This window comes from Streptomyces sp. NPDC004284 (assembly GCF_042874035.1).
Lineage (GTDB): Bacteria > Actinomycetota > Actinomycetes > Streptomycetales > Streptomycetaceae > Streptomyces.
On record NZ_JBIAMJ010000019.1, the window covers coordinates 81,598 to 103,036 of the forward strand.

Here is a 21,439-nt window from a genome sequence, read left to right on the forward strand (position 1 = left end):
CGCACCGGACCGGCCGCCGCCCCGCCGCCGGAGGCGAGCGGCGTCACGAGCCCTCCGCGCCCACCACGCCCTGGAGGCGGCTCGCGATGGTGATGCCGTTCCGGTCGGTGCCCGTGGGCTTCACGAGGGCTGCCTGGCTGGAGACCCACTCGCGGGTGACCGTGTTCTTGATCTCGCCGGTCAGCATGGCCTTGGTGTCGGGGCCGACCTTGGGCCGGTAGCCCTTCGCGGCCGTCTGGCGCTCGAAGTACCGGGTCGCGAAGAAGACGAGGGCGCCGCCGTCCCGGGTGCGCAGCCCGAGCGGGGCGAAGTCCCCCTGGTCGGCGACGCGGTCGAGGTACTGGGTGGCCATGCCCGGCCGCTTGGCGTCCTTCTCCCGCTGGGCGCGCCACTCCGTGGTGTGCGGGCCCGGCGCGAACGGCCCCGGCTGCCCGTCCTTCAGATACGCGACGTACTTCGCGCCGAGGTCCTCGGGCGCGGCGGCGAGCGTGTCGGTGTCCGCGGCGACCGGCACCGCGTACCCCTCCTCCTCGGCGAACTCGGGGACGTCGCCCCGGGAGAGGATCGTGAGGTACGCGGCCTCCCACAGCTGCTCGGGGCCGTTGCGCACGAAGACCAGGAGCCAGCGCTGGTCGCCGGCGGCCCGGTTGGACGCGGTGTCGGCGACGAACCAGCGCGGCCAGCCGGCCTTCCGGGGCAGCACGAACCGCGCGTCGGTGAGGGCGAGGGGCTTGTGGTCCGGGTTGCCGCCGGGCGTGTTGATCGACCGGGCCCGCAGCCCGGCCTGGTTGATGGCCCCGAGCGGACCGGTGACCCGGTCCTTGTCGAGGGCCGGGTCATAGGCCTTGTCGGCCCGGTTGTAGGCGGTCGTGAAGTCGGCGAGGGCCTGCGCGGCCTCGGCCTTCGAGGCCGGCGGCAGCAGCGCGAGCTCGCCGTGCACGGTCACGCAGCCGCTCGCCGTCAACGACAGGACGGTCGCCGCCGCCGTCGCCGCGAGGAACCTCGCCGGCCGGCGGCCCGGGGAGGGCGATCGCCGATCAAGCGCTCGCCTCAGCCTCAGCCTTCTCATCGGTCGCCTTCTGCTTCTTCACCCGCACGGACGGACCCGACCCTATCGGGGCGAGGAACAGCGCGAGCGTCGGGATCAGATACAGCGCCCACACCGTGACCTGAAGGACCGTCGGATCCGGCTGGAAGTTGAACACGCCCTTGAGGAGCGTGCCGTACCAGCTGTCCGGCGGGATCGTCGCCGAGATGTCGAAGGCCTTGTCCGCGAGGCCGCCGAGGAAGTTCGCCTCCTGGAGGTCGTGCACGCCGTACGCGAGCACGCCCGCCGCCACCACGACCAGCATCCCGCCGGTCCAGGTGAAGAACTTCGCCAGGTTGATCTTCAGCGCGCCCCGGTAGAACAGCCAGCCGAGCAGGACCGCGGTGAGCAGGCCGAGGACGACGCCGACCAGCGGCCCGTACGTGCCGTCCGAGGAGGCCCGTACCGACGCCCACACGAAGAGCGCCGTCTCCAGGCCCTCGCGGCCCACCGCCAGGAAGGCGGTGGCGACCAGCGCGCCCGTTCCCATCTGCAGGGCCGCGTCCAGCTTGCCGTGCAGCTCCGACTTGAGGTGCCGGGCCGTGCGCCGCATCCAGAAGACCATCCAGGTCACCAGGACGACCGCGACGATCGACAGCGAGCCGCCGAGCAGTTCCTGCGCCTCGAAGGTCAGCTCCTGGGAGCCGAACTCCAGGCCGGCGCCGAAGGCCAGGGCCACGCCGACGGCCACGCCGATGCCGATCCAGATCGGCTTCAGCGCGTCCTTGCGCCCGGTCTTCACCAGGTACGCGATGAGGATGCAGACGACCAGGCTGGCTTCGAGGCCCTCACGCAGGCCGATCAGATAGTTTCCGAACACGTCGGTTCTCCTCCTCGATTACGCGAACAGCGCCCGGCCCCACCAGTCGTCCTTGTCCCGGACGCCCGGCGGGATCGCGAACAGCGCCGAACCCACGTGCTGGATGTATTCGTTGAGGGCGTCGGACGCCAGCGAGGTCTGCACCGGGATGAAGCCGGTACGGACGTCCTTCATGTACGCCAGGAAGAACAGGCCCGCGTCCAGCCGGCCGAGGCCGTCCGTGCCGTCCGTGAAGGAGTAGCCGCGGCGCAGGATCGTCGCCCCGTTGTTGCTGTCGGGGTGGGCGAGCCGGACGTGCGAGGTCGGCTTCATCGCCTTCAGGAACGGCTCGTCGTGTTCCTTGGCCTTGCCGACCGGGGCGCCTTCCTTCTTGTCCCGGCCGAAGATGTCCTCCTGCTCGGAGAGCGGAGTGCGGTCCCAGGTCTCGATGTTCATGCGGATGCGGCGGGCGACGAGGTACGAGCCGCCGTCCATCCAGGCCGCGCCGCCCTCGGCGTCCTTGCCGGAGACCCACACGTGCTTCGCGAGCCGCTCGGTCTCGGTGCCCGCGATGTTGCGGGTGCCGTCCTTGAAGCCGAAGAGGTTGCGCGGGGTCTGGGCGTCCGGGGTCGTCGAGGACGTCTTGCCGAAGCCCAGCTGCGACCAGCGCACCGCGACCTTGCCGAAGCCGATCCGGGCGAGGTTGCGGATGGCGTGCACGGCGATCTGCGGGTCGTCCGCGCAGGCCTGCACGCAGAGGTCGCCGCCGCTGCGCGCCGGATCCAGGTTGTCGCCGGGGAACTTGGGCAGCTCCACCAGGGCCCCGGGCCGCTTGTCCTTCAGCCCGAAGCGCCCGTCGAAGAGCGAGGGGCCGAAGCCGATCGTGAGGGTGAGACGGGAGGGCTTGAGGCCGAGGGCCTCGCCCGTGTCGTCCGGCGGCGCCTCCGGCAGGCCGCCGTACGCGCCCTCGCCGACCTCGGCGCCGGCCGTCATCCGCTCGGCGGCCCGCGTCCACTCCTTGAGGAGCTGGATCAGCTCGTCGCGGTCCTTCGTCTTCACGTCGAAGGACGCGAAGTGCAGGCGGTCCTGCACGGCGGTGGCGATGCCGGCCTGGTGCGCGCCGTGGAAGGGCACGGCCCCGCCGCTGTCGGCGACCGGGGCGGTGGCGTCGCCGTCGCGGGTTACCAGGGCGGCGGCGCCGCCGGCCGCGGCGGCACCGAGCGCGAGCCCGGCACCGCCCCAGCCGATGACCTTGCGGCGGGAGGGCGCCTGCTCCGGGGCGGCGGCCTGCTCCGTGGTGGTGGTCTCGTCGGTCATGATCGCTCCCCCTGTTACTTCACGACCGCGGCGGCGAGCTTGGAGAGCGGCTCGGCCAGGGCGTTGACGCCGTCGGACAGTTCCTTGCGCTCGGTCTGGCCGACCTTCTCGTACGAGGTGAAGACGTAGCCGCTCTTGTCCGTGCGGTACTTGTCGAGCAGCGTGTTCAGCGCGGCGAACTGCTTGTCGAGTTCGGCGACGAGCTTCGGGTCGTTCTTCACGGCGACCGGCTTCAGGAGGTCGAAGGACTTCTGCGCGCCCTCGACGTTCGCCTTGAAGTCGACGAGGTCGGTGTGGGAGTAGCGCTCCTCCTCGCCGGTGACCTTGCCCTTGGCGACCTCGTCCAGGAGCTCCTTGGCGCCGTTGGCCATGGAGGTCGGGGTGATCTCGGCCTTGCCGACCCGCTTCTCCCACTCCGCGAGGTCCTTGTCGAGGAGGTCGGCGAGCTGCTTCTCGCGGTCGCCGATCTTCTTGTCCTGCCAGAGCGCCTTCTCCAGGCGGTGCCAGCCGGTCCAGTCCTTCACCGGGTCCTGGCCGTCCTCCAGGCCGTCCTCGCGGACGTCGACCTTGGGGTCGATGTCGCCGAAGGACTCGGCGACCGGCTCGGTGCGCTCCCAGCCGATGCGGGAGTCGGCGTAGGCCTTCTTCGCGGCCTCGATGTTCCCGGCGCGGACGGCGTCGGTGAAGACCTTCACCTTGGGGAGGGTCTCCTCGGCCTGCTCCTCGACGTACTGGCGGTAGGCGGCGACGGCGGCGTCCATCTCGGGGGAGCGCTTGGCGGCGGCCTTGCCGCCGGTGGCCTTGACGGCCTGGCGGATGCCGTCGCCCTTCATGCCGGGCTTGCAGGCGATGAAGTAGTCGCCGGACTTGAACTCGGCGGTGATGGTGACCTTGGTGCCGGGGCCGATGTTCTCGCGCTCGGTGACGATCCGGTCGTCCGGGAAGAGGACGTAGACCTCGGTGATCTTGGAGCCGCGGTTCTCGACGGCGAGCTTCACGTGCCCGGCCGGGAACTCCTTCTTCGAGACCTCGCAGGAGTCGTCCTTCGCGACGACGGTGATCGCGTCGGCGTCCGCCTTGGAGTCGCTTTTCTCGGCGCAGCCCGTGACGGCGGTCAGAGCCGCCGCGGTCGCGGCGGCGGTGACGACGGAGAGACGGACGGCTCGCATGGGGACTCCAGGAACGCGGGGACGGACTGAGGCGGACCTAACTTAACCGAGGCTTACCTCAGCAATACCCACGGGTCCAGTGATTCAGCTCTCAGGCCGGGCGTTCCGGACACGATGGGGTCACAAGGCTTCCATGTGGCGCTCATGTCTTGGTCAAGGGAGAGTCAAGCGGGGTGGATTGTCCCGATTGTTGCTACTCGTCGGTACAGAGAGGCGAGCCCTCCGCGACCGCCCTTCCCGGGTGGTTGAATTCCGCCATGAACACGACCGTCACTGACATCGACGTCCTCCGGGTCTTCTGCGCGGGCGACGGCCGGTACGGCAACCGTCTCGGAGTCGTACGGGACGCCCGTACCCATCCCGACGAGTCCTCCCGGCAGGCGCTCGCCAAGGAGCTCGGCTTCAGCGAGACGGTGTTCGTCGACGACCCCGAGCGCGGGATCGTCGACATCTACACGCCCGGCCTGCGGCTGCCCTTCGCCGGACACCCGCTCGTCGGCACCGCCTGGCTGCTCGACCTGGAGGTCGTCCACCCGCCGGCCGGCGAGGTGTGGGTGCGCGGCGACGGGGAGTTCACCTGGATCGAGGCGCGCGCCGAGTGGGCGCCGCCCCGCACCCTGCGCCGGTACGGCTCCGTCGCCGAGGTGGAGGCCCTCGACGTGCCCGAGCCGGGGGAGTGGATCTATGCCTGGGCCTGGGAGGAGGAGGCCGCGGGCCGCATCCGGGCGCGGGGCTTCCCGGGCCGCGGCGACGGCATCGACGAGGACGAGGCGACCGGCGCGGCGGCGCTGCTCCTCACGGCGGAGCTGGGGCGGGCCCTGAACATCACGCAGGGCCGGGGCTCGCAGCTGCTCACGGCCCCCGGCCCCGACGGCATCGTGGAACTGGGGGGACGGGTCCTCCTGGAGGGAACGATGACCCTCTGAGCGCTCAGGCGCTCAGGGGGAACTCCCCGCCCAGCTCCCGGAAGACCGCGCTGTTGAAGTCGAAGGCGCGCTTGCACTCGTCGACGATCCGCTGCTTCTCCAGGTCGTCGGCGTTCACCCCGTCGAGCAGCTCCCGGTACGCCCGCTTGAACGCGGCCGGGTTGCCGATCTCCTCGAACACGTAGAAGCGGACGCCGTCGCCCTTGCGGTCGAAGCCCCAGGTCCGCTCCGCCCGGTCGCGGATGATCTGGCCGCCCGACAGATCGCCCAGGTAGCGCGTGTAGTGGTGGGCGACATAGCCGGCGGGCCAGTCGCGGGCGCACTCGGCGACCCGCTCGGCGTACGCGGCGGTGGCCGGCAGAGGGGAGGCCCCTTCGCGCCAGCCGGGGCCGCGCAGGTGTGCGAGGTCCTGCTCCAGGGCGGCCGTGCGGAACAGTTCGGTCCGTATGAACGGCCCCGCGACCGGGTCCTCGCGCAGCGTCTCCGCGCCCTCCTCCAGGGCCCGGTACACGAACCAGAGCTGCTCCGTGTACCGCGCGTACGCGTCGACGGCCAGGCGCCCGCCCAGCAGGTCGCCCATGAACGACGAGGTCTCCGCCTCCGTGTGCTGCTCGTGCGAGGCCGTACGGATCAGGGTGGAGAAGGGCGTTTCCAAGGCGTGCCTCCGAGACCGATGGGACGGGAACCGGTGGCGATCCTGCCTACTTAGGCTCACCTAAGTCAACCGGTTCCCGACGTCCTGTCGGTAAAAAGCTACCCCTTCGGGCGGTCAGGGCAACGTAAGGATTTCCGCCCCGGTCTCGGTCACCACGAGCGTGTGCTCGAACTGCGCGGTCCGCTTCCGGTCCTTGGTCACCACGGTCCAGCCGTCGTCCCACATGTCGTAGTCGTGCGTGCCGAGCGTCAGCATCGGCTCGATCGTGAACGTCATGCCGGTCTTGATCTCGGTGGTGTGGTGGGGCGAGTCGTAGTGCGGGACGATCAGGCCGGAGTGGAACGACGAGTTGATGCCGTGCCCCGTGAAGTCCCGCACGACGCCGTAGCCGAAGCGCTTGGCGTACGACTCGATGACCCGCCCGATGATGTTGATCTGGCGGCCCGGCTTCACCGCCTTGATCGCCCGGTTCAGGGACTCCCGGGTCCGCTCCACGAGCAGCCGCGACTCCTCGTCGACGTCGCCGCAGAGGTAGGTGGCGTTGTTGTCGCCGTGGACGCCGTTGATGTACGCGGTGACGTCCAGGTTCACGATGTCGCCGTCCCGCAGGACGGTGGAGTCCGGGATGCCGTGGCAGATGACCTCGTTGATCGAGGCGCACAGCGACTTCGGGAAGCCGCGGTAGCCCAGCGTGGACGGGTAGGCGCCGTGGTCGCACATGTACTCGTGCGCGACCCGGTCGAGCTCGTCGGTGGTGACGCCCGGAGCGATGTGCTTGGCGGCCTCCTCCATCGCCTGCGCGGCGATGCGGCCGGCGATCCGCATCCGCTCGATGGTGTCGGAATCCTGCACCTCGGGCCCCGTGTACGGGGTCGGTGCGGGCTTCCCGACGTACTCGGGGCGGCGGATGGAGCCCGGGACGGAGCGGTGGGGGGAGAGCTCCCCCGGTACGAGAAGCGACTGGCCAGACATGCCAGCGAGTCTAACGACCGGGTCTGGGGCAGCATGGTCCCGAAGGAAGGAGCCGAAGACGATGGCCCTGTTCAAGAAGCGCACCGTGGGCAAACCGGGCGAGTGGTACTACTGCCTGGAGCACAAGAAGGTCGAGGAGGGCCCCGAGTGCCCGGCGAAGAACCGGTTCGGCCCGTACGCCAGCCGTGAGGAGGCCTCCCACGCCATGGAGACCGCCCGCGAGCGGAACCTGGAGTGGGAGACGGACCCCCGCTGGCACGAGACCGGCGGCAAGGACACACCGCCGGAGGACTAGGAGCCAGAGCCCCGCCCCCACCCGGCGGCCCCGGCCCCACCCGGCGGCCCCGGCCTCCGCGGGGCCGGGCCCGTCCGGGGTTCCGGGCCTCCGTGAGGCCCGGGCCAGTCCAGGGGGGCCAGGTCCGTCCGGGGCCCAGGGGCGGTCCGTAGGTCCTGCGGGGGGCGCGGGGGCCGCTCAGGTGGTCTCGGCGGTTTCCCGCCGGGTGGCCTCCTGTTGGGCCTTGCGGCGCAGTGAGTCCTCGTCGGTCGCGGAGTCGTACGCGAGGAGCTTGGGGAGTGCCAGGCAGAGGAGGCCCACCGAGGCGACGCAGGCCACGCCGCCCGTCCAGACGGACGCGCGCGTGCCGGTCCAGCCGGCCATCGCGCCCGCGCGGACCTGGCCCAGCTGCGGGCCCACGCTGTAGGAGAGGACCTCGATGCCGGCGAGCCGGCCGCGCAGCTCCTCCGGGATCGTCTGGTTCCAGATCGTGGCGCGGCCGAGCCCGCTCAGCATGTCGCCCGCGCCCGCGAAGGCCAGGCACAGGAGCACCAGCCACACGTTCCCGAACCAGCCGGCCGCCGCGATCGCCAGGCCCCAGCCGGCCGCGCCCCCGGCCACGAGCAGCCCGTGCCGCCGGACCTTCGAGGTCCAGCCGCTGGTCAGACCGAGGACGAGGGAGCCGACCGAGCCCGCCGCGTACATCAGACCGAGCGACCAGTCCGCGTCCAGCTCGTCCGCGAGGAACGGGAAGATCGTGTTCGGGAAGGCGAAGAGCATCGCCGCCAGGTCGACCGCGTACGTGCCGAGCAGCACCGGCCGCGACCAGGCGTACCGCGCCCCCTCCGCGATGCCCCGCAGCGAGGGCTTCTCCGCGTCGTGCGCGGGCGGCGCGGGCGAGAGGCGGCGGCACATCAGGACCGAGACCGCGAAGCAGGCGACCGTCACCCCGTACGCGGGCGCGTGCCCCGCGTACGCCACCACCAGACCCCCGAGCGCCGGGCCCGCGATCGAGCCGATCTGCCAGCGCAGCGAGTTCAGCGCGGCCGCCGCCGTCTGCTGGTCGTGCGGCACGATCCGGGCGAGCAGCGAGTCGAGCGCCGGACGCTGGAGCCCCGCGAGCACCGACACCCCGGCCGCGACCACGTACAGCGGCCAGAGCATCGGATCCGGGAGCAGCGCGTTGAGCAGCAGGAGCGCGGCGAGCAGCCCGAGCCCCGCCTCCGTCCAGAGGATCACCTTCCGCCGGTCGACCGCGTCCGCGAGCGCCCCGCCGTACAGGCCGAACACCACCAGCGGCACCAGCTCGACCGCGCCCATCGCGCCGACCGCGAACGGCGAACCCGTCAGCTCCTTGATCTGGAGCGGCAGGGCGATCATCGCCACCGCGCTGCCGAAGTACGTGACGAGCCCCTGCACCCACAGGAGCCGGAAGTCGCCGGAGGAACGCCACGGCGCGAGATCGGGCAGCAGGGCGGAGAGCCTGGAGAGAGGGGAGGACACGAGAGGCCATGCTCCGACCGCCCCACGCCGGGGGCAACCGAATTACGGGCGCCACGGCCGCTCCCGTACGGGTGGAAGCTCCCCGATCGGCCCGCGCGCGGGCCCCCGCTCGGGCAGGATGCGGGCCCATGGATGCCGTACGGGTCGCGTTGCTGCGGGAAGTGCTCGCCGGGACGGAGTGGCCCGGGGCGGCCCGCCGGTTCGCGGGCGCGCTCCGGTCCTCCGTCGTCCCGCACCGGGGCGGTCTGCTCCTGGTCGGCACCGAGGCGTACGAGCCCTGGCACCTGGCGGCCCACCTCGTCGACGAGTCCGCCTGGTCCGGGCTGCCGGAGCTGGCGCCGACCCTCGTACGGCACCGGGTGCGGCCCGGCGCCCCCGCGCACCTGGCCGTCGGACTCGGCCGCCTGGAGGCCGCCGGGCGCGGGGCGACGCTCCTCATGGTGGCGCCCGGCCGGCCGGACGCGGGGCTGCTCCAGCGGGTCCACGACGCCCGGCGCGCGGGGGTGACCGTGCTCTCGCTCGACGGGGGCGACGAGGAGCTGCGGGGCCTCGCGCACGAGACGCTCACCGTGGCCGAGGACGCCGGGGTCGACCTCGACACGGTGCAGCACCTGGTGAGCGCGGCGGCCGGCGAGAACAGCCTGCCCTCGCAGCGCGGCGGCCGCCGCTTCCGGGACCGGCTCTCGGGCCTCGCCGACCGGCTGACGGCCCCGCCGCCGGCCCGCTGGTAGCGCGGGGGACCCCCACCGGCCCGACCGGTCGGTAATGTCGGGGCCATGACTACGACTGAGAGCAAGCCCGCCCCCAAGGACCCCTGGGACCTCCCCGACGTCTCCGGCCTCGTCGTCGGCGTCCTCGGCGGCACCGGCGACCAGGGCCGCGGCCTCGCCTACCGGCTCGCCAAGGCCGGCCAGAAGGTGATCATCGGCTCCCGCGCAGCCGACCGCGCGCAGGACGTCGCCGCGGAGATCGGCCACGGCGTCGAGGGCGCCGACAACGCCGAGACCGCCCGCCGCAGCGACGTCGTCATCGTCGCCGTCCCGTGGGAGGGCCACGCCAAGACCCTGGAGTCCCTGCGCGAGGAGCTCGCCGGGAAGCTCGTCGTGGACTGCGTCAACCCGCTCGGCTTCGACAAGAAGGGCGCCTACGCCCTCAAGCCCGAGGAGGGCTCCGCCGCCGAGCAGGCCGCCGCGCTCCTCCCCGACTCCCGGGTCGCCGCCGCCTTCCACCACCTCTCCGCGGTCCTCCTCAAGGACACCTCCATCGAGGAGATCGACACGGACGTCATGGTCCTCGGCGAGGAGCGCGCCGACGTCGAGATCGTCCAGGCCCTCGCCGGCCGCATCGCCGGCATGCGCGGCGTCTTCGCCGGGCGGCTGCGCAACGCCCACCAGGTCGAGTCCCTCGTCGCGAACCTGATCTCCGTGAACCGCCGCTACAAGGCCCACGCGGGCCTGCGGGTCACCGACGTCTAGACCCGTGTCCGGGCCGACACCCGAGCCGGTCCCGTCGCGTACCGGGGCATGGGGGACACTGGACGGGCAGCATCAGCCGTACCGCCCGACAGGAGCCGACCCCATGCCCCGCCTCGCCCTCTACGCCCTCGTGGTCTGCGCCCTGGCCGTCGCCGCGGCGGTCGTCTCCTTCGTCCAGGGCAACTTCCTGGGCGTGATCTGGGTCCTCCTCGCGGGCCTCTCCTCCAACATGGCCTGGTACTACATCCGCCGCGCGAAGGCCGAGAAGGCTGCCGCCGCCCCCCAGGGCTAGACCCGGCAGAACTCCGGGGCCCCCTCCCAGAACCGGAACAGCTGCGAACCGCAGTACCGGCTCACCTCCGGCACCCCCAGCGACCGCATCAGCGCGTCGATCGTGTCGAAGAAGGCGTTGTTGACCGCCGGCACGAACAGCAGCGCGATCACGATGAAGAAGCCGTACGGCGCGTACGGCTCGATCTGCCGCTTCACCCTGTACGACAGCCAGGGCTCCACCACCCCGTAGCCGTCGAGCCCCGGCACCGGCAGCAGGTTCAGCAGCGCGGCCGTCACCTGGAGGAACGCCAGGAACGCCAGCGCGAACCGGAACGCGAGCGGCACGCCGTCGAGCGCACCCAGCCAGAACGGCGCCGTGCACACGAGCGCGAACACCACATTGGCCAGCGGGCCCGCCGCCGAGATCAGACTGTGCTTCCAGCGCCCCTTGATCCGGCCCTGCTCGATGAAGACCGCCCCGCCCGGCAGACCGATCCCACCCATGATCACGAACAGCACCGGCAGGACGATGCTCAGCACCGCGTGCGTGTACGCGAGCGGGTTCAGCGTCAGATAGCCCTTGGCCCCCACGGTGATGTCCCCGCCGTACAAGGCCGTCCGCGCATGCGCGTACTCATGCAGGCACAGCGACACCACCCACGCCGACGTCACGAACAGGAACACCGCGAGACCCGGCGAAGCGGCGAAATCCGTCCACACCGCCCAGCCGGTGACGGCCATGACGGCGAGGATCGCCAGGAAGACGGGACTGATCCGCCGCTCGTGGCGCCGGGTGGTGGCCGTGGTCATCGCGGGGGCTCCCAGGGGACGGAGGGCTGGTGCCCGGGAAACGTACCGGGTCCCGACGGGAGTTCCACCCGCCCACCCCCGTTGTGGGCCGCGCCCGCCCGCGCGGAGGGGGCGGTCCCGGCGCAGGCGTTCGGCGTGGGCTCGCGGAGAATGGGGGCGTGCGTTATTCCGTGCTCGGGACGACCCTCGCCCGCACCCCCGACGGCACCGCCCTCCCCGTGGGCGGCCCCCGGCTCCGTGCGCTGCTCACCGTGCTGGCGCTGAGGGCCGGACGGACCGTCTCCGTGTCCGATCTCGTCGACGAGGTGTGGCACGGGGACGAGCCGCCGGCAGACGCGCCGGCCGCGCTCCAGGCACTGGTGGGGAGGCTGCGGAGGGCCCTGGGCCGGGACCGGGTGCTGTCCGCGGAGGGCGGCTACCGGCTCGACGCCCGGCCCGAGGACGTGGACGCGCGCCGCTTCGAGCGGCTCGCCGCCGAGGGGGTGGCCGCGCTCGGCGCCGGGGACCCGGCCCGCGCCGCAGCCCTCCTCGACGAGGCCCTCGGGCTCTGGCGCGGGCCCGCCCTCGCCGACCTGCCGGACCGGGACGCGGAGGCCGCCCGCTGGGAGGCCCGCCGGCTCGACACCCGCAGGGCCAGGCTCGACGCGGCCCTCGCCCTCGGCGACGCGTCCGCCGCCCTCCCCGAGCTCACCGCCCTCTGCGCCGACCATCCGCTGGACGAGCCGCTCCAGGCCCTCCGGATCCGCGCCCTGCGGGACACCGGCCGGGCGGCCGAGGCGCTCGACGCGTACGCGTCGGTGCGCCGCGCCCTCGCCACCGGCCTCGGCACCGATCCGTCACCCGCCCTGCGCGCCCTCCACGCCGAACTCCTCGTCCCGAGGCCCGCCGCCCCCGCACGGGGCAACCTGCGCGCGCGGCTCACCAGCTTCGTCGGACGCGAGGAGGAGATCGCCCTCGTACGGGACGACCTGCGCGGCGCGCGGCTCGTGACGCTGCTCGGGCCCGGCGGGGCCGGGAAGACCCGGCTGTCGCAGGAGGCGGCCGAGCGGGGCACCGAGGACTGGCCGGACGGCGCCTGGGCGGCGGAACTCGCGCCCGTACGGGACCCGGAGGCCGTCCCCGAAGCGGTCCTCGCGGCCGTCGGCGCCCGCGAGACCGTGCTGCGCGGCGCCGGAGCCGAGGAGCTGCGCGGCGGCGGCGACCCGATCGCCCGGCTCGTCGAGCACTGCGCCGGGCGCCGGATGCTGCTCCTCCTCGACAACTGCGAGCACCTCGTCGCCGCGGCCGCCGAACTCGCCGAGACCCTCCTCGCGCGCTGCCCGGAGCTCCGGGTGCTCGCCACGAGCCGGGAGCCGCTCGGCGTCCCCGGCGAGACGGTCCGGCCGCTGGGCCCGCTGCCCGACGGGATGGCGCTGCGGCTGCTCGGGGAGCGGGGCGCCGCGGTCCGTCCGGGCTTCCGCGTCGAGGACGACCCGGTGGCCGCGGCCGAGGTCGTGCGGCGCCTCGACGGCCTGCCGCTGGCGGTCGAACTGGCGGCCGCCCGGCTGCGGATGCTGACCCTGCGCCAGATCGCGGACCGGCTCGACGACCGCTTCCGGCTGCTGACCTCGGGCGCCCGGACCGTACTGCCCCGCCAGCAGACCCTGCGGGCGGTCGTGGACTGGTCGTGGGACCTGCTCGACGGGGCCGAGAGGGGCGTGCTGCGCCGCCTCTCCGTCTTCACGGGCGGCTGCGACCTGGAGGCGGCCGAGGTGGTGTGCGCGGGCGGGGAGGGCGCCGATGGGTACCGGACCGGTGACGAAGGCGCCGGCGTGCGGGGTGCCTTCGGGCACGGCGGCGGGACCGCCCCCGTCCTCGACGTGCTCGGGGCGCTCGTCGACAAGTCCCTCGTCGTCGCCGTCCCCGGCGAGACCGGGATGCGCTACCGGCTCCTGGAGACCGTCGCCGAGTACGCCGGCGAGCGGCTCGACGAGGCCGGGGAGCGGGCCGCCGCCGAGCGCCGGCACCTCACGCACTACCGCGAACTCGCCCGCCGCACCGACCCCGAGCTGCGCGGCTCCGGCCAGGCCGCGGCCGTCGCCCGCCTCGGCAGCGAGTACGGGAACATCCGCTCCGCCCTGCGCCGGGCCGTCGACGCCCGGGAGGAGGACGAGGCGCTCGTCCTCCTCCACTCGATGCTCTGGTACTGGCAGATGCGCGACCTGCGCGGCGACGCCCTGTACTGGGCCGAGTCCGTCGTCGCGCTCGGCCCCGACCCCTTCGGGACGCCCGCCGCCCCCGTCGTACCGCTGCACGAGCCGTGCACCGCCGGGCCGCCGCCGCTCTCCGAGGAGCAGCGCTGGGAGGCCCGGCGCGGGGCGCGGCTGATCGAGCTGCTCAACATGGACCACGAGACCGGCCGCTGGACCACCCCGGAGGGGGTGAAGCGGCTGCGGCGGATCAACGAGGTCTATCCGCCGGGGCTCCCGCAGACCTGCCGGCTGCCCGGCTCCTTCGCGGTCTTCGCCGTCCTCCTCATCGGCGAACCGGGCCGCATGGGCGAGGCCCTGGAGGCGCACGTCGCCGCCTGCCGCCGCTACGGCTACGACTGGGAGCTCGCCAACGCCCTCCAGTTGCGCGCCAACATGCTCGCCAACCGGGCCGACCTGGCCGGGCGGGCGGGTGCCGACGCCGAGGAGAGCCTGGGGATCTTCGTCCGTCTCGGGGACTCCTGGGGCGCGGCCGAATCGCTGTCCGCGCGGGCCGAGGCCCGGGAGCGGCTGCTCGAATTCGAGGGCGCTGCCCAGGACTACGCCGACGCCATCGCGTACGCGGAGCGGATCGGCGCCCAGTCCCAGATGGCCCTGCTGCGCGCCCGGTACGCCGACATGCTGATCGAGACCGGCCGCGGCGAGGAGGCGGAGCGGATCCTGCGCGAGGTGGTGGAGGGCGAGCACGGCCGGGGCCACGAACCGATGCTGGCCGCGCGGATATTCCTGGCGCTGCTGCTCGGCAGGACCGGCCGGACGGCCGAGGCCCGGGCGCATCTGGAGCGGCTGCTCGACGAGTTCAGCTCGGAGACCTTCTCCATCTTCGAGGGCTTCACGCTCGGCAGCCTGGCCTGGGTGTTCGACCTCGAAGGACGGTACGGCCCGGCGCTCGGGCTGGCGCGGAAGGCGTACGAGCGCTCCCTCGGCGCCCTGTCGCTGATGGTCGCCCCGCAGATGCCGGCGATCCACCTGGTCAGCGCCGCCTGGGCGCTCGCGGGGCTCGGCGGCCCCTCGTCCCGTACCGCCGCCGTCCTCCTCGGCGCGTACGAGGGGCTGCTGCCGCCCGGTCACCTGTCGCCGCCCATGGAGCGGGAGAACCTGCGGCGGGCCACGGAACTGAGCCGGTCCGCGCTCGCGGACGGGGAGTTCGAGGCCGCGTACGCGGAGGGCGGCGGCCTCTCTCTGGAAGAGGCCGCCGCCCTGCTCGGTCGCGCCGCCGACGCGATCAGTGAGCGCGCCGAGTCATGATCCCCCGGTCGGGACTCAGGTCTTCTTGCGGAACTTGGCGACCGCGAGCGGTGCCGTGATCACCGTGATGACGACCGACCAGCCGAGGGTCATCCACACCGAGTGGGCGACCGGGCCGCCGTTGATGAGGTGACGGGCGGCGTCGGCGAGGTTGGACAGCGGGTTGTAGTCGGTGAAGGTCTGCAGCCAGCCGGGCATCGTCGTCGGCGGGGCGAAGATCGAGGAGCCGAACTGGAGCGGCATCAGGACGAGCATGGCCACGCCCTGGACGGCCTGGGCCGTCTTCATGGTGAGGCCGAGCAGGATGAAGATCCACATCAGGGCGGCGCCGAAGACCATCGACAGACCGATCGCGGCGAACAGGTGCAGGACCGAGGTGTGGATCGTCAGGCCGAGCAGGAAGCCCATGCCGAGCAGGATCGAGGTGGCGATGAGCATCCGGCCCACCTCGACGACGATCTTCGCGATGAGGACCGAGGACCGGGCGATCGGCATGGTCCGGAACCGGTCCATGACGCCCTTCTTGAAGTCGTCGTTGATGCCGGTGCCGACGCCCATCGCGATGTTCATGCCCATCATGGCCATCAGGCCGGGCGTCACGTAGTTGACGTAGACGTCGTTGTGGCCCTTGCCGGCGATCGCGCCGCCGAAGACGTACACGAACAGCAGGATGAAGATGATCGGCATCAGGACGGCGTCGAACATCGACTCCGGGTCCTGCTTGATCTGGAGGGCGTTGCGCCGGGCCAGGGCGCCGATGTGGCGCAGGTTGGCCCGCAGGCCGATCCGGCCCTCCGCGGCGGGCGCGGTGCGCGCGGCGGCCGGGCGGGAACCGCCGGTCTGCGCGGGGGACTTGGTGACAGTGGTCGTGCTCACGCGGCGACCTCCTCGTTGATCGCGTCGGAAAGCTCGGCGTCGGCGGTCTTCTGGCCGGTGATCGCGAGGAACACCTCGTCCAGGCTGGGCAGGTGGGTGCCGATGTGGGCGATGCCGAAGCCGCGGGCGCCGAGCAGGCCCACGACGGCCGTCAGCTGCTCGTCGGTGAGGATCGGCACGTACAGCACGCCCTCGTCGGGCACGACGGTCGAGCCGGCGACCCCGTCGAGGCCGGTCTCGCGGAGCGCGGCGGCCATGGCGGGCAGTTGGCCCGGGTCCACGGGGCGGACCTTCAGGGTCCGGCCGCCGACCTTGGCCTTCAGCTCGTCGACGCCGCCCTTGGCGATGACCTTGCCCTTGTCGATGACGGTCAGCTCGCTGGCGAGCTGCTCCGCCTCCTCCATGTACTGGGTGGTGAGCAGGACGGTCGCGCCCTCGGAGACCATGCGCTGGACCTCGTCCCACACCTCGTTGCGGGTGCGGGGGTCGAGGCCGGTGGTGGGCTCGTCCAGGTAGAGGACGGCGGGCTGTCCGATCATCGAGGCGGCGAGGTCGAGGCGGCGCCGCATGCCGCCGGAGTAGTTCATGGCCGGGCGCTTGGCGGCGTCGGTGAGGGAGAAGCGCTCCAGCATCTCGTCGGCGCGGGCGCGGGAGTCCTTGCGGGAGAGGTCGAGCAGCCGCCCGATCATGTAGAGGTTCTCCCAGCCGGACAGCTTCTCGTCGACCGAGGCGTACTGGCCGGTGAGGCCGATGGTGCGGCGCAGCTGGCGGGGGTGCTTCACCACGTCGTAGCCGGCGACGGTGGCGGTCCCGGCGTCCGGGACGAGGAGGGTGGACAGGCAGCGGACGAGGGTGGTCTTGCCGGCGCCGTTGGGCCCGAGGACCCCGAGGACCGTGCCCTCCCGGACGTCCAGGTCGACCCCGTCGAGGGCCTTCGTCGCGCCGAAGTGCTTCACGAGGCCCCGGACCTCGACGGCGTTGGTGTGTGATCGCGTCATGTCCACCATGGAACAGGGCGTCACCGACAATCCCCCGACAGACGACCGACAGCCCGCCGATGGGGGATGTCGGCGGGCTGTCGGAGGTGCCGCAGTGGTCCTACGGGCCTGGTGGAGCGGGCTCCACGGGCTCAGTGGAAGGTGTGCTCCTCGGCGGGGAACGCCCCGCCGCTGACGTCCTCGGCGAAGGCGCGGGCGGCGTCGCCGAGCGTCTCGCGGAGGTTGGCGTACTGCTTGGTGAAGCGCGGCACCTTGCCGCCGGTCAGGCCGGCCATGTCGGTCCAGACGAGGACCTGCGCGTCGGTGCCGGCGCCGGCACCGATGCCGATGGTCGGGATGTGCAGGGAGCGGGTGACCTCGGCGGCCAGTTCGGCCGGGACGAGCTCCAGGACGACGGCGAAGGCGCCCGCGTCCTGCGCCGCCTTGGCGTCGCTGAGGAGCCGGTGGGCGGCCTCGTCGGAGCGGCCCTGGACCCGGTAGCCCATGGTGTTGACGGACTGCGGGGTGAGCCCCAGGTGGGACATGACGGGGATGCCGGCCTGGACGAGGAGCTCGGTCTGCGGCAGCGAGCGCTCGCCGCCCTCCAGCTTGATCGCGCCGACGCCCGCGTCCTTGACGAGCCGGGTGGCGTTGCGCAGGGCCTGGACGGGCCCCTCCTGGTACGAGCCGAAGGGCAGGTCGCCGACGACGAGGGCGCGCTTGGTGCCCCGTACGACGGCGGCGGAGAGCAGGGTCATCTCGTCCATCGTGACGGGCACGGTGGTGTCGTAGCCGAGGTGACAGTTGCCCATCGAGTCGCCGACGAGGATCACCGGGATGCCGGCCTCGTCGAAGACGGAGGCGGTCATCGCGTCGTAGGCGGTGAGCATCGGCCACTTCTCGCCGCGGACCTTGGCGGCGGCGATGTCGTGGACGGTGATGCGGCGGGTGCCCTTTCCTCCGTACAGCGCCTTGCTGCTGTCGGCGGGCGTCTTCTGGGCAGCCTGAAGCGTCATGGTGAACGGCTCCTCTGTTGTGTCATCTCGAGGCGCCCCGTGGCGTCCCCGGACCACGTCCATGGTGGCACTTCGCCGGGCGGGCGGGGAAGTGGGCCGGAGTGGTGCTGTTCACACCGCGGCAACGTAAAGACTTTCTCAGCGTTTTCGATACGAGACGGTCTCGTATCGAAATGGCTCTAGGGTGGTGGGCATGTCACAGCCGTCCACCGCACCCGCACCGCCCGCCGGGCCCCGCGTCCCCGAGGCCGTCCACCGGCGCCGCTGGGCCGTCCTCGGCGTCCTCATGCTCAGCCTGCTGATCGTCGTCCTCGACAACTCGATCCTGAACGTCGCGGTCAAGACGATCGCCGCCCCCGCGCCCACCGGCATCGGCGCCACCCAGAGCGAGCTGGAGTGGTCCATCAACTCCTACACGCTCGTCTTCGCCGGACTCCTCTTCACCTCCGGCCTGCTCGGCGACCGCCTCGGCCGCAAGAAGGTGCTGCTCTTCGGCATCACCGTCTTCGGCATCGGCTCCGCCCTCGCCGCCTTCTCCGGCTCCCCGGGCGAGCTCATCGGCTACCGGGCCGTCATGGGCTTCGGCGCCGCCTTCGTCATGCCCTCGACGCTCGCCGTCCTCATGAACGTCTTCGAGCGCGACGAGCAGCCCAAGGCCATCGGCATCTGGGCCGGCAGCGTCGGCCTCGCCATCGCCATCGGCCCCATCACCGGCGGCATCCTCCTGGAGCACTTCTGGTGGGGGTCGATCTTCCTCGTCAACGTGCCCGTGGTGCTGCTCGCCCTCGCCCTGATGCTGTGGCTCGTGCCCGACTCCCGGGACCCGAACCCCGGCCGCGTCGACATACCCGGCGTGCTGCTCTCCGTCGTCGGCCTCGTCCTCCTCGTGTACGGGATCATCCGCGGCGGCGAACTGGCGAGCTTCACCGACGTGACCGTCCTCGCCCCCGTCCTCGGCGGCCTCGCGGTCCTCGCCGGCTTCGTCCTCCACGAGCGGCGCAGCGACCACCCGGCCATCGACATGGCGTACTTCAGGAAGCCCGCGTTCGCCGCGGCCGTCGCCGCGATCGCGCTCGTCTTCTTCGCCCTCATGGGCGTCACGTTCTTCTCCGCCTTCTACCTGCAGAGCGTCCGCGGCTACACCGCGCTGGAGTCCGGGCTGCTCATCCTGCCGCTCGCCGTCGCGCAGATGGTCTTCGCGCCCCGGGCCCGGCTCGTCGTCGAACGCTTCGGCGCGCGGGCGGTCTGCACCGCCGGCATGCTCCTCGTCGCCGCCGGCCTGGCGGCCTTCGCCCTCTTCGAGGCCGACACCCCCGTCTGGGCCCTGGAAGCCGTCTTCTTCGTCCAGGGCGCGGGCATGGCGCACATCATGCCGCCGGTCACCGTCGCGGTCATGCAGGCGCTGCCCCGCGAGAAGGCGGGCTCCGGCTCCGCGATCAACAACACCTTCCGGCAGGTCGGCGGCGCGCTGGGCGTGGCCGTCCTCGGCTCGGTGCTCTCCACCACGTACCGGGGCGAGATCGAGGGACACCTGGGCGGCGTCCCGGCGGCCCTGCGCGCCACGGCGGGCGAGTCCGTCGAGGCCACGCTCGCGGTCGCGGAGAAGCTCGGCCCGGCGGGCAAGGACCTGGTCGCCCCCGCGTACCGGGCCTTCCTGGACGCCATGCACGTCACGGCCCTCGCCTCGGCCGCGATCGCCCTGGCCGGCGCGGTCGTCGTCGCCGCCTTCCTCCCGGGCCGCCGGGCCCCGGGCGGCGCCCCGGGCGGCGGTACGGGCACGGCGCAGGGCGCCGACGAGGCCGCACCGGAGGTGCGGGCCGAGGCCTGAGCCGACGAGCCGCGGGGCGGGGCCGCCGCCCCGCGGCCGGCGCGGGAGAATCGGGGGACCACAGGAAACACCCGGACGAGAGACGGAGCGCACGTGTCCTTGCAGGACGGCGGGACCCCCGAACCCCAGGACGACGGACCGGCTCCGGCGGCGGAGGGCGGGACCCCCGCCGAGCCGGTGGCGCCCCGCCGGGGGCGTCCGCGGTCCGAGGCGGCCGAGCAGGCGATCTTCGACGCGGTCGTCGGGCTCCTGGAGGAGGGCGTGCCGCTCACCGAGCTGTCCATCGAGCGGATCGCCCGCACCGCCGGCGTCGGCAAGGCCACCATCTACCGCCGCTGGCCCGGCAAGGAGGAGCTCTTCGTCGAGCTGCTCCGCTCCGTCGAACCCCCGGACCCGGTGCTCACCGGCACCTCCGTCCGGGACGACCTCGTCATGCTCCTGGAGATGCTGCGGCAGCGCGGCCTCGCCAAGCGGTCCTCCGCCCTGCTCCACAACGTGTTCTCGCAGATGCAGGCCTATCCCAAGCTGTGGGAGGCCTACCAGAGCACCGTCATCGAACCGCGCCGCCGCCTCGGCCTCGACACCGTGCGGCGCGGCATGGAGCTGGGGGAGATCCGCGACGACCTCGACGTCGAGTTCGTCAACGACCTCTTCACCGGCCCCCTGCTCCTGCGCACCGTCATCCGGCCCGGCGCCGACCTGGAGCCCGGCCTCGCCGAGCGGGTCGTCGACGCCGTCATGGAAGGCCTGCGCCCCCGCCCCTGAACCGTACGAATGTGCGCGTTCTGTCACAGCCTGCCCGCCCGCGCCACCAGCAGGAACCCGCCACGCGCCCGTGTCGTCCCTCGGGGAGTACGACGGACCCGTCATCGCCTAGTGTCGACGTCGGGTCACGGAGCGGGACGGCACGGCGGCAAGACCAGCAAGGCAGTGAGGACAGTGCGATGGCGCGGGTGGGCATGACGGAGAGCGACCACTACGGGGCGGGGAACGAGCGTCCCCGGTCCCGGTTCCGGACCGCCCTCCGCGGGCTCCGCCACGACCGGGGGATCTGGCGCAGAGGCATCCTGCTCGCCGTGATCGCCGTGGCGCTGACCCTGCTCATGGTGTTCCACTCCGACATCCCCAACAGGATCGGCAACCTGGGCAGCCTCACCGAGACCTTCCTGCCCTGGCTCGGCCTCTTCGTGCCGCTCCTGCTCGTGCTCGCCCTCCTGCGCCGCTCCGCCACCGCGCTGATCGCCCTGCTGTTGCCGGCCGTGGTGTGGCTCAATCTTTTCGGCGGTCTCGTCGCCGACAAGTCGGCCCCGGGCGGCGACCTGACGGTCGCCACCCACAACGTGAACGCCGACAACCCCGACCCCGAGGGCACGGCCCGTCAGCTCGCCGCCTCCGGCGCCGACGTGCTCGCCCTGGAGGAGCTGAAGGGCGACATGGTCCCGGTCTACGAGAAGGGCCTCGCCGGGACCTACCCGTACCACTCCGTCCAGGGCACCGTCGGGCTCTGGAGCAAGCTGCCGCTGCGCGCCGCCCAGCCCGTCGACATCCACATGGGCTGGACCCGCGCCATGCGCGCCTCGGTCGTCACCCCGAAGGGCGAGGTGGCCGTGTACGTCGCCCACCTGCCCTCCGTACGGGTCAAGCTGAACGCCGGCTTCACCGCCACCCAGCGCGACACCAGCGCCAACGCCCTCGGCGAGGCCATCGCCGACGACCGGCACGAGCGGATCGTCCTCCTCGGCGACCTCAACGGCACCATGAACGACCGCGCCCTCAACGCCGTCACCTCGCAGCTGCGTTCCACCCAGGGCGCGGCGGGCGACGGCTTCGGCTTCAGCTGGCCGGCCTCGTTCCCGATGGCCCGCATCGACCAGATCATGGTCAAGGGCGTGGAGCCGATGTCCTCCTGGGCGCTGCCGGAGACGAACAGCGACCACCTGCCGGTCGCGGCCCGCGTGAAGCTCTGAGCCCGCGTGAAGCTCTGG

At 72.6% G+C, this 21,439-nt stretch carries 20 protein-coding genes; 9 read left to right on the forward strand and 11 right to left on the reverse strand.

Annotated features, from left to right (window positions below; all coding sequences use genetic code 11):
* Nucleotides 1–43 precede the first annotated feature (43 nt).
* Genes ACFYUS_RS33690 through efeO form a run of 4 tightly spaced genes read right to left on the reverse strand, consistent with a single transcriptional unit; the run spans nucleotide 44 to nucleotide 4,372 of the window.
* Nucleotides 44–1,069, reverse strand: a complete 1,026-nt coding sequence (locus ACFYUS_RS33690; protein ID WP_388860953.1) for a hypothetical protein — start codon at nucleotides 1,067–1,069, stop codon at nucleotides 44–46.
* Nucleotides 1,038–1,907, reverse strand: coding sequence for an iron uptake transporter permease EfeU (gene efeU, locus ACFYUS_RS33695; protein WP_388860956.1), 870 nt, complete (start codon nucleotides 1,905–1,907; stop codon nucleotides 1,038–1,040). The genes ACFYUS_RS33690 and efeU overlap by 32 nt, the downstream gene beginning before the upstream one ends.
* 18 nt (nucleotides 1,908–1,925) lie before the next feature.
* Nucleotides 1,926–3,203 carry an iron uptake transporter deferrochelatase/peroxidase subunit gene (gene efeB / locus ACFYUS_RS33700; RefSeq protein ID WP_388860959.1) on the reverse strand — a complete coding sequence of 426 codons (1,278 nt, stop codon included), beginning with the start codon at nucleotides 3,201–3,203 and terminating at the stop codon, nucleotides 1,926–1,928.
* 14 nt (nucleotides 3,204–3,217) lie between these two features.
* Nucleotides 3,218–4,372, reverse strand: a complete 1,155-nt coding sequence (efeO, locus tag ACFYUS_RS33705) for an iron uptake system protein EfeO (RefSeq protein WP_388860962.1) — start codon at nucleotides 4,370–4,372, stop codon at nucleotides 3,218–3,220.
* A gap of 257 nt (nucleotides 4,373–4,629) precedes the next feature.
* Here efeO and ACFYUS_RS33710 point away from each other — a divergent pair, with 257 nt between their 5' ends.
* Nucleotides 4,630–5,298 (forward strand): PhzF family phenazine biosynthesis protein, encoded by a 669-nt coding sequence (locus tag ACFYUS_RS33710; protein WP_388860965.1) that lies wholly within the window; start codon nucleotides 4,630–4,632, stop codon nucleotides 5,296–5,298.
* A 4-nt stretch (nucleotides 5,299–5,302) separates the two neighbouring features.
* On the opposite strand, the gene ACFYUS_RS33715 is transcribed toward ACFYUS_RS33710, so the two are convergent.
* Both ACFYUS_RS33715 and map read right to left on the reverse strand, forming a co-directional pair.
* Nucleotides 5,303–5,953: a heme oxygenase (biliverdin-producing) gene (locus ACFYUS_RS33715; RefSeq protein WP_388860968.1), complete on the reverse strand. Its 651-nt coding sequence runs from the start codon at nucleotides 5,951–5,953 to the stop codon at nucleotides 5,303–5,305.
* Nucleotides 5,954–6,067: 114 nt separating this feature from the next.
* Nucleotides 6,068–6,925 (reverse strand): type I methionyl aminopeptidase, encoded by an 858-nt coding sequence (gene map / locus ACFYUS_RS33720; protein WP_388860970.1) that lies wholly within the window; start codon nucleotides 6,923–6,925, stop codon nucleotides 6,068–6,070.
* 61 nt (nucleotides 6,926–6,986) lie between these two features.
* On the opposite strand from map, the gene ACFYUS_RS33725 reads away from it, so the two are divergent.
* Nucleotides 6,987–7,220 (forward strand): hypothetical protein, encoded by a 234-nt coding sequence (locus ACFYUS_RS33725; protein WP_388860973.1) that lies wholly within the window; start codon nucleotides 6,987–6,989, stop codon nucleotides 7,218–7,220.
* Nucleotides 7,221–7,397: 177 nt separating this feature from the next.
* Here ACFYUS_RS33725 and ACFYUS_RS33730 read toward each other — a convergent pair whose 3' ends face one another.
* On the reverse strand, nucleotides 7,398–8,702 hold the full coding sequence (locus ACFYUS_RS33730) for an MFS transporter (RefSeq protein WP_388860976.1): 1,305 nt from the start codon (nucleotides 8,700–8,702) through the stop codon (nucleotides 7,398–7,400).
* A gap of 128 nt (nucleotides 8,703–8,830) precedes the next feature.
* Here ACFYUS_RS33730 and ACFYUS_RS33735 point away from each other — a divergent pair, with 128 nt between their 5' ends.
* The 3 genes from ACFYUS_RS33735 to ACFYUS_RS33745 all read left to right on the forward strand — a co-directional run bounded on the left by ACFYUS_RS33735 (nucleotide 8,831) and on the right by ACFYUS_RS33745 (nucleotide 10,469).
* Nucleotides 8,831–9,433, forward strand: a complete 603-nt coding sequence (locus ACFYUS_RS33735) for a hypothetical protein (RefSeq protein ID WP_388860978.1) — start codon at nucleotides 8,831–8,833, stop codon at nucleotides 9,431–9,433.
* 45 nt (nucleotides 9,434–9,478) lie between these two features.
* The gene (gene npdG / locus ACFYUS_RS33740) at nucleotides 9,479–10,177 is read left to right on the forward strand and encodes an NADPH-dependent F420 reductase (RefSeq protein WP_388860981.1); all 699 of its coding nucleotides are present in this window, start codon (nucleotides 9,479–9,481) and stop codon (nucleotides 10,175–10,177) included.
* A 103-nt stretch (nucleotides 10,178–10,280) separates the two neighbouring features.
* Nucleotides 10,281–10,469, forward strand: coding sequence for a hypothetical protein (locus tag ACFYUS_RS33745; RefSeq protein WP_388860984.1), 189 nt, complete (start codon nucleotides 10,281–10,283; stop codon nucleotides 10,467–10,469).
* On the opposite strand, the gene ACFYUS_RS33750 is transcribed toward ACFYUS_RS33745, so the two are convergent.
* Nucleotides 10,466–11,260 (reverse strand): site-2 protease family protein, encoded by a 795-nt coding sequence (locus tag ACFYUS_RS33750; protein WP_388860987.1) that lies wholly within the window; start codon nucleotides 11,258–11,260, stop codon nucleotides 10,466–10,468. The two genes, ACFYUS_RS33745 and ACFYUS_RS33750, sit on opposite strands and share 4 nt — an antisense overlap.
* A 158-nt stretch (nucleotides 11,261–11,418) precedes the next feature.
* Here ACFYUS_RS33750 and ACFYUS_RS33755 point away from each other — a divergent pair, with 158 nt between their 5' ends.
* Nucleotides 11,419–14,757 carry a BTAD domain-containing putative transcriptional regulator gene (locus tag ACFYUS_RS33755; RefSeq protein WP_388860990.1) on the forward strand — a complete coding sequence of 1,113 codons (3,339 nt, stop codon included), beginning with the start codon at nucleotides 11,419–11,421 and terminating at the stop codon, nucleotides 14,755–14,757.
* A gap of 15 nt (nucleotides 14,758–14,772) precedes the next feature.
* Here ACFYUS_RS33755 and ACFYUS_RS33760 read toward each other — a convergent pair whose 3' ends face one another.
* The 3 genes from ACFYUS_RS33760 to panB all read right to left on the reverse strand — a co-directional run bounded on the left by ACFYUS_RS33760 (nucleotide 14,773) and on the right by panB (nucleotide 17,626).
* Nucleotides 14,773–15,633, reverse strand: coding sequence for an ABC transporter permease (locus ACFYUS_RS33760; RefSeq protein WP_388860993.1), 861 nt, complete (start codon nucleotides 15,631–15,633; stop codon nucleotides 14,773–14,775).
* A complete protein-coding gene (locus ACFYUS_RS33765; protein ID WP_388860996.1) occupies nucleotides 15,630–16,640 on the reverse strand; it encodes an ATP-binding cassette domain-containing protein in 1,011 nt (336 codons plus the stop codon). Before ACFYUS_RS33765 ends, ACFYUS_RS33760 begins: the two co-directional genes overlap by 4 nt.
* Nucleotides 16,641–16,762: 122 nt before the next feature.
* Nucleotides 16,763–17,626 (reverse strand): 3-methyl-2-oxobutanoate hydroxymethyltransferase, encoded by an 864-nt coding sequence (gene panB, locus ACFYUS_RS33770; RefSeq protein ID WP_388860999.1) that lies wholly within the window; start codon nucleotides 17,624–17,626, stop codon nucleotides 16,763–16,765.
* A gap of 193 nt (nucleotides 17,627–17,819) precedes the next feature.
* On the opposite strand from panB, the gene ACFYUS_RS33775 reads away from it, so the two are divergent.
* From ACFYUS_RS33775 to ACFYUS_RS33785, 3 genes are all read left to right on the forward strand, one after another.
* The gene (locus ACFYUS_RS33775; RefSeq protein ID WP_388861002.1) at nucleotides 17,820–19,454 is read left to right on the forward strand and encodes an MFS transporter; all 1,635 of its coding nucleotides are present in this window, start codon (nucleotides 17,820–17,822) and stop codon (nucleotides 19,452–19,454) included.
* Nucleotides 19,455–19,547: 93 nt separating this feature from the next.
* Complete coding sequence (locus ACFYUS_RS33780) at nucleotides 19,548–20,219, forward strand: TetR/AcrR family transcriptional regulator (RefSeq protein ID WP_388861005.1); 672 nt, start codon at nucleotides 19,548–19,550, stop codon at nucleotides 20,217–20,219.
* Nucleotides 20,220–20,398: 179 nt separating this feature from the next.
* The gene (locus ACFYUS_RS33785) at nucleotides 20,399–21,421 is read left to right on the forward strand and encodes an endonuclease/exonuclease/phosphatase family protein (RefSeq protein WP_388861008.1); all 1,023 of its coding nucleotides are present in this window, start codon (nucleotides 20,399–20,401) and stop codon (nucleotides 21,419–21,421) included.
* The last annotated feature ends 18 nt before the right edge of the window (nucleotides 21,422–21,439 follow it).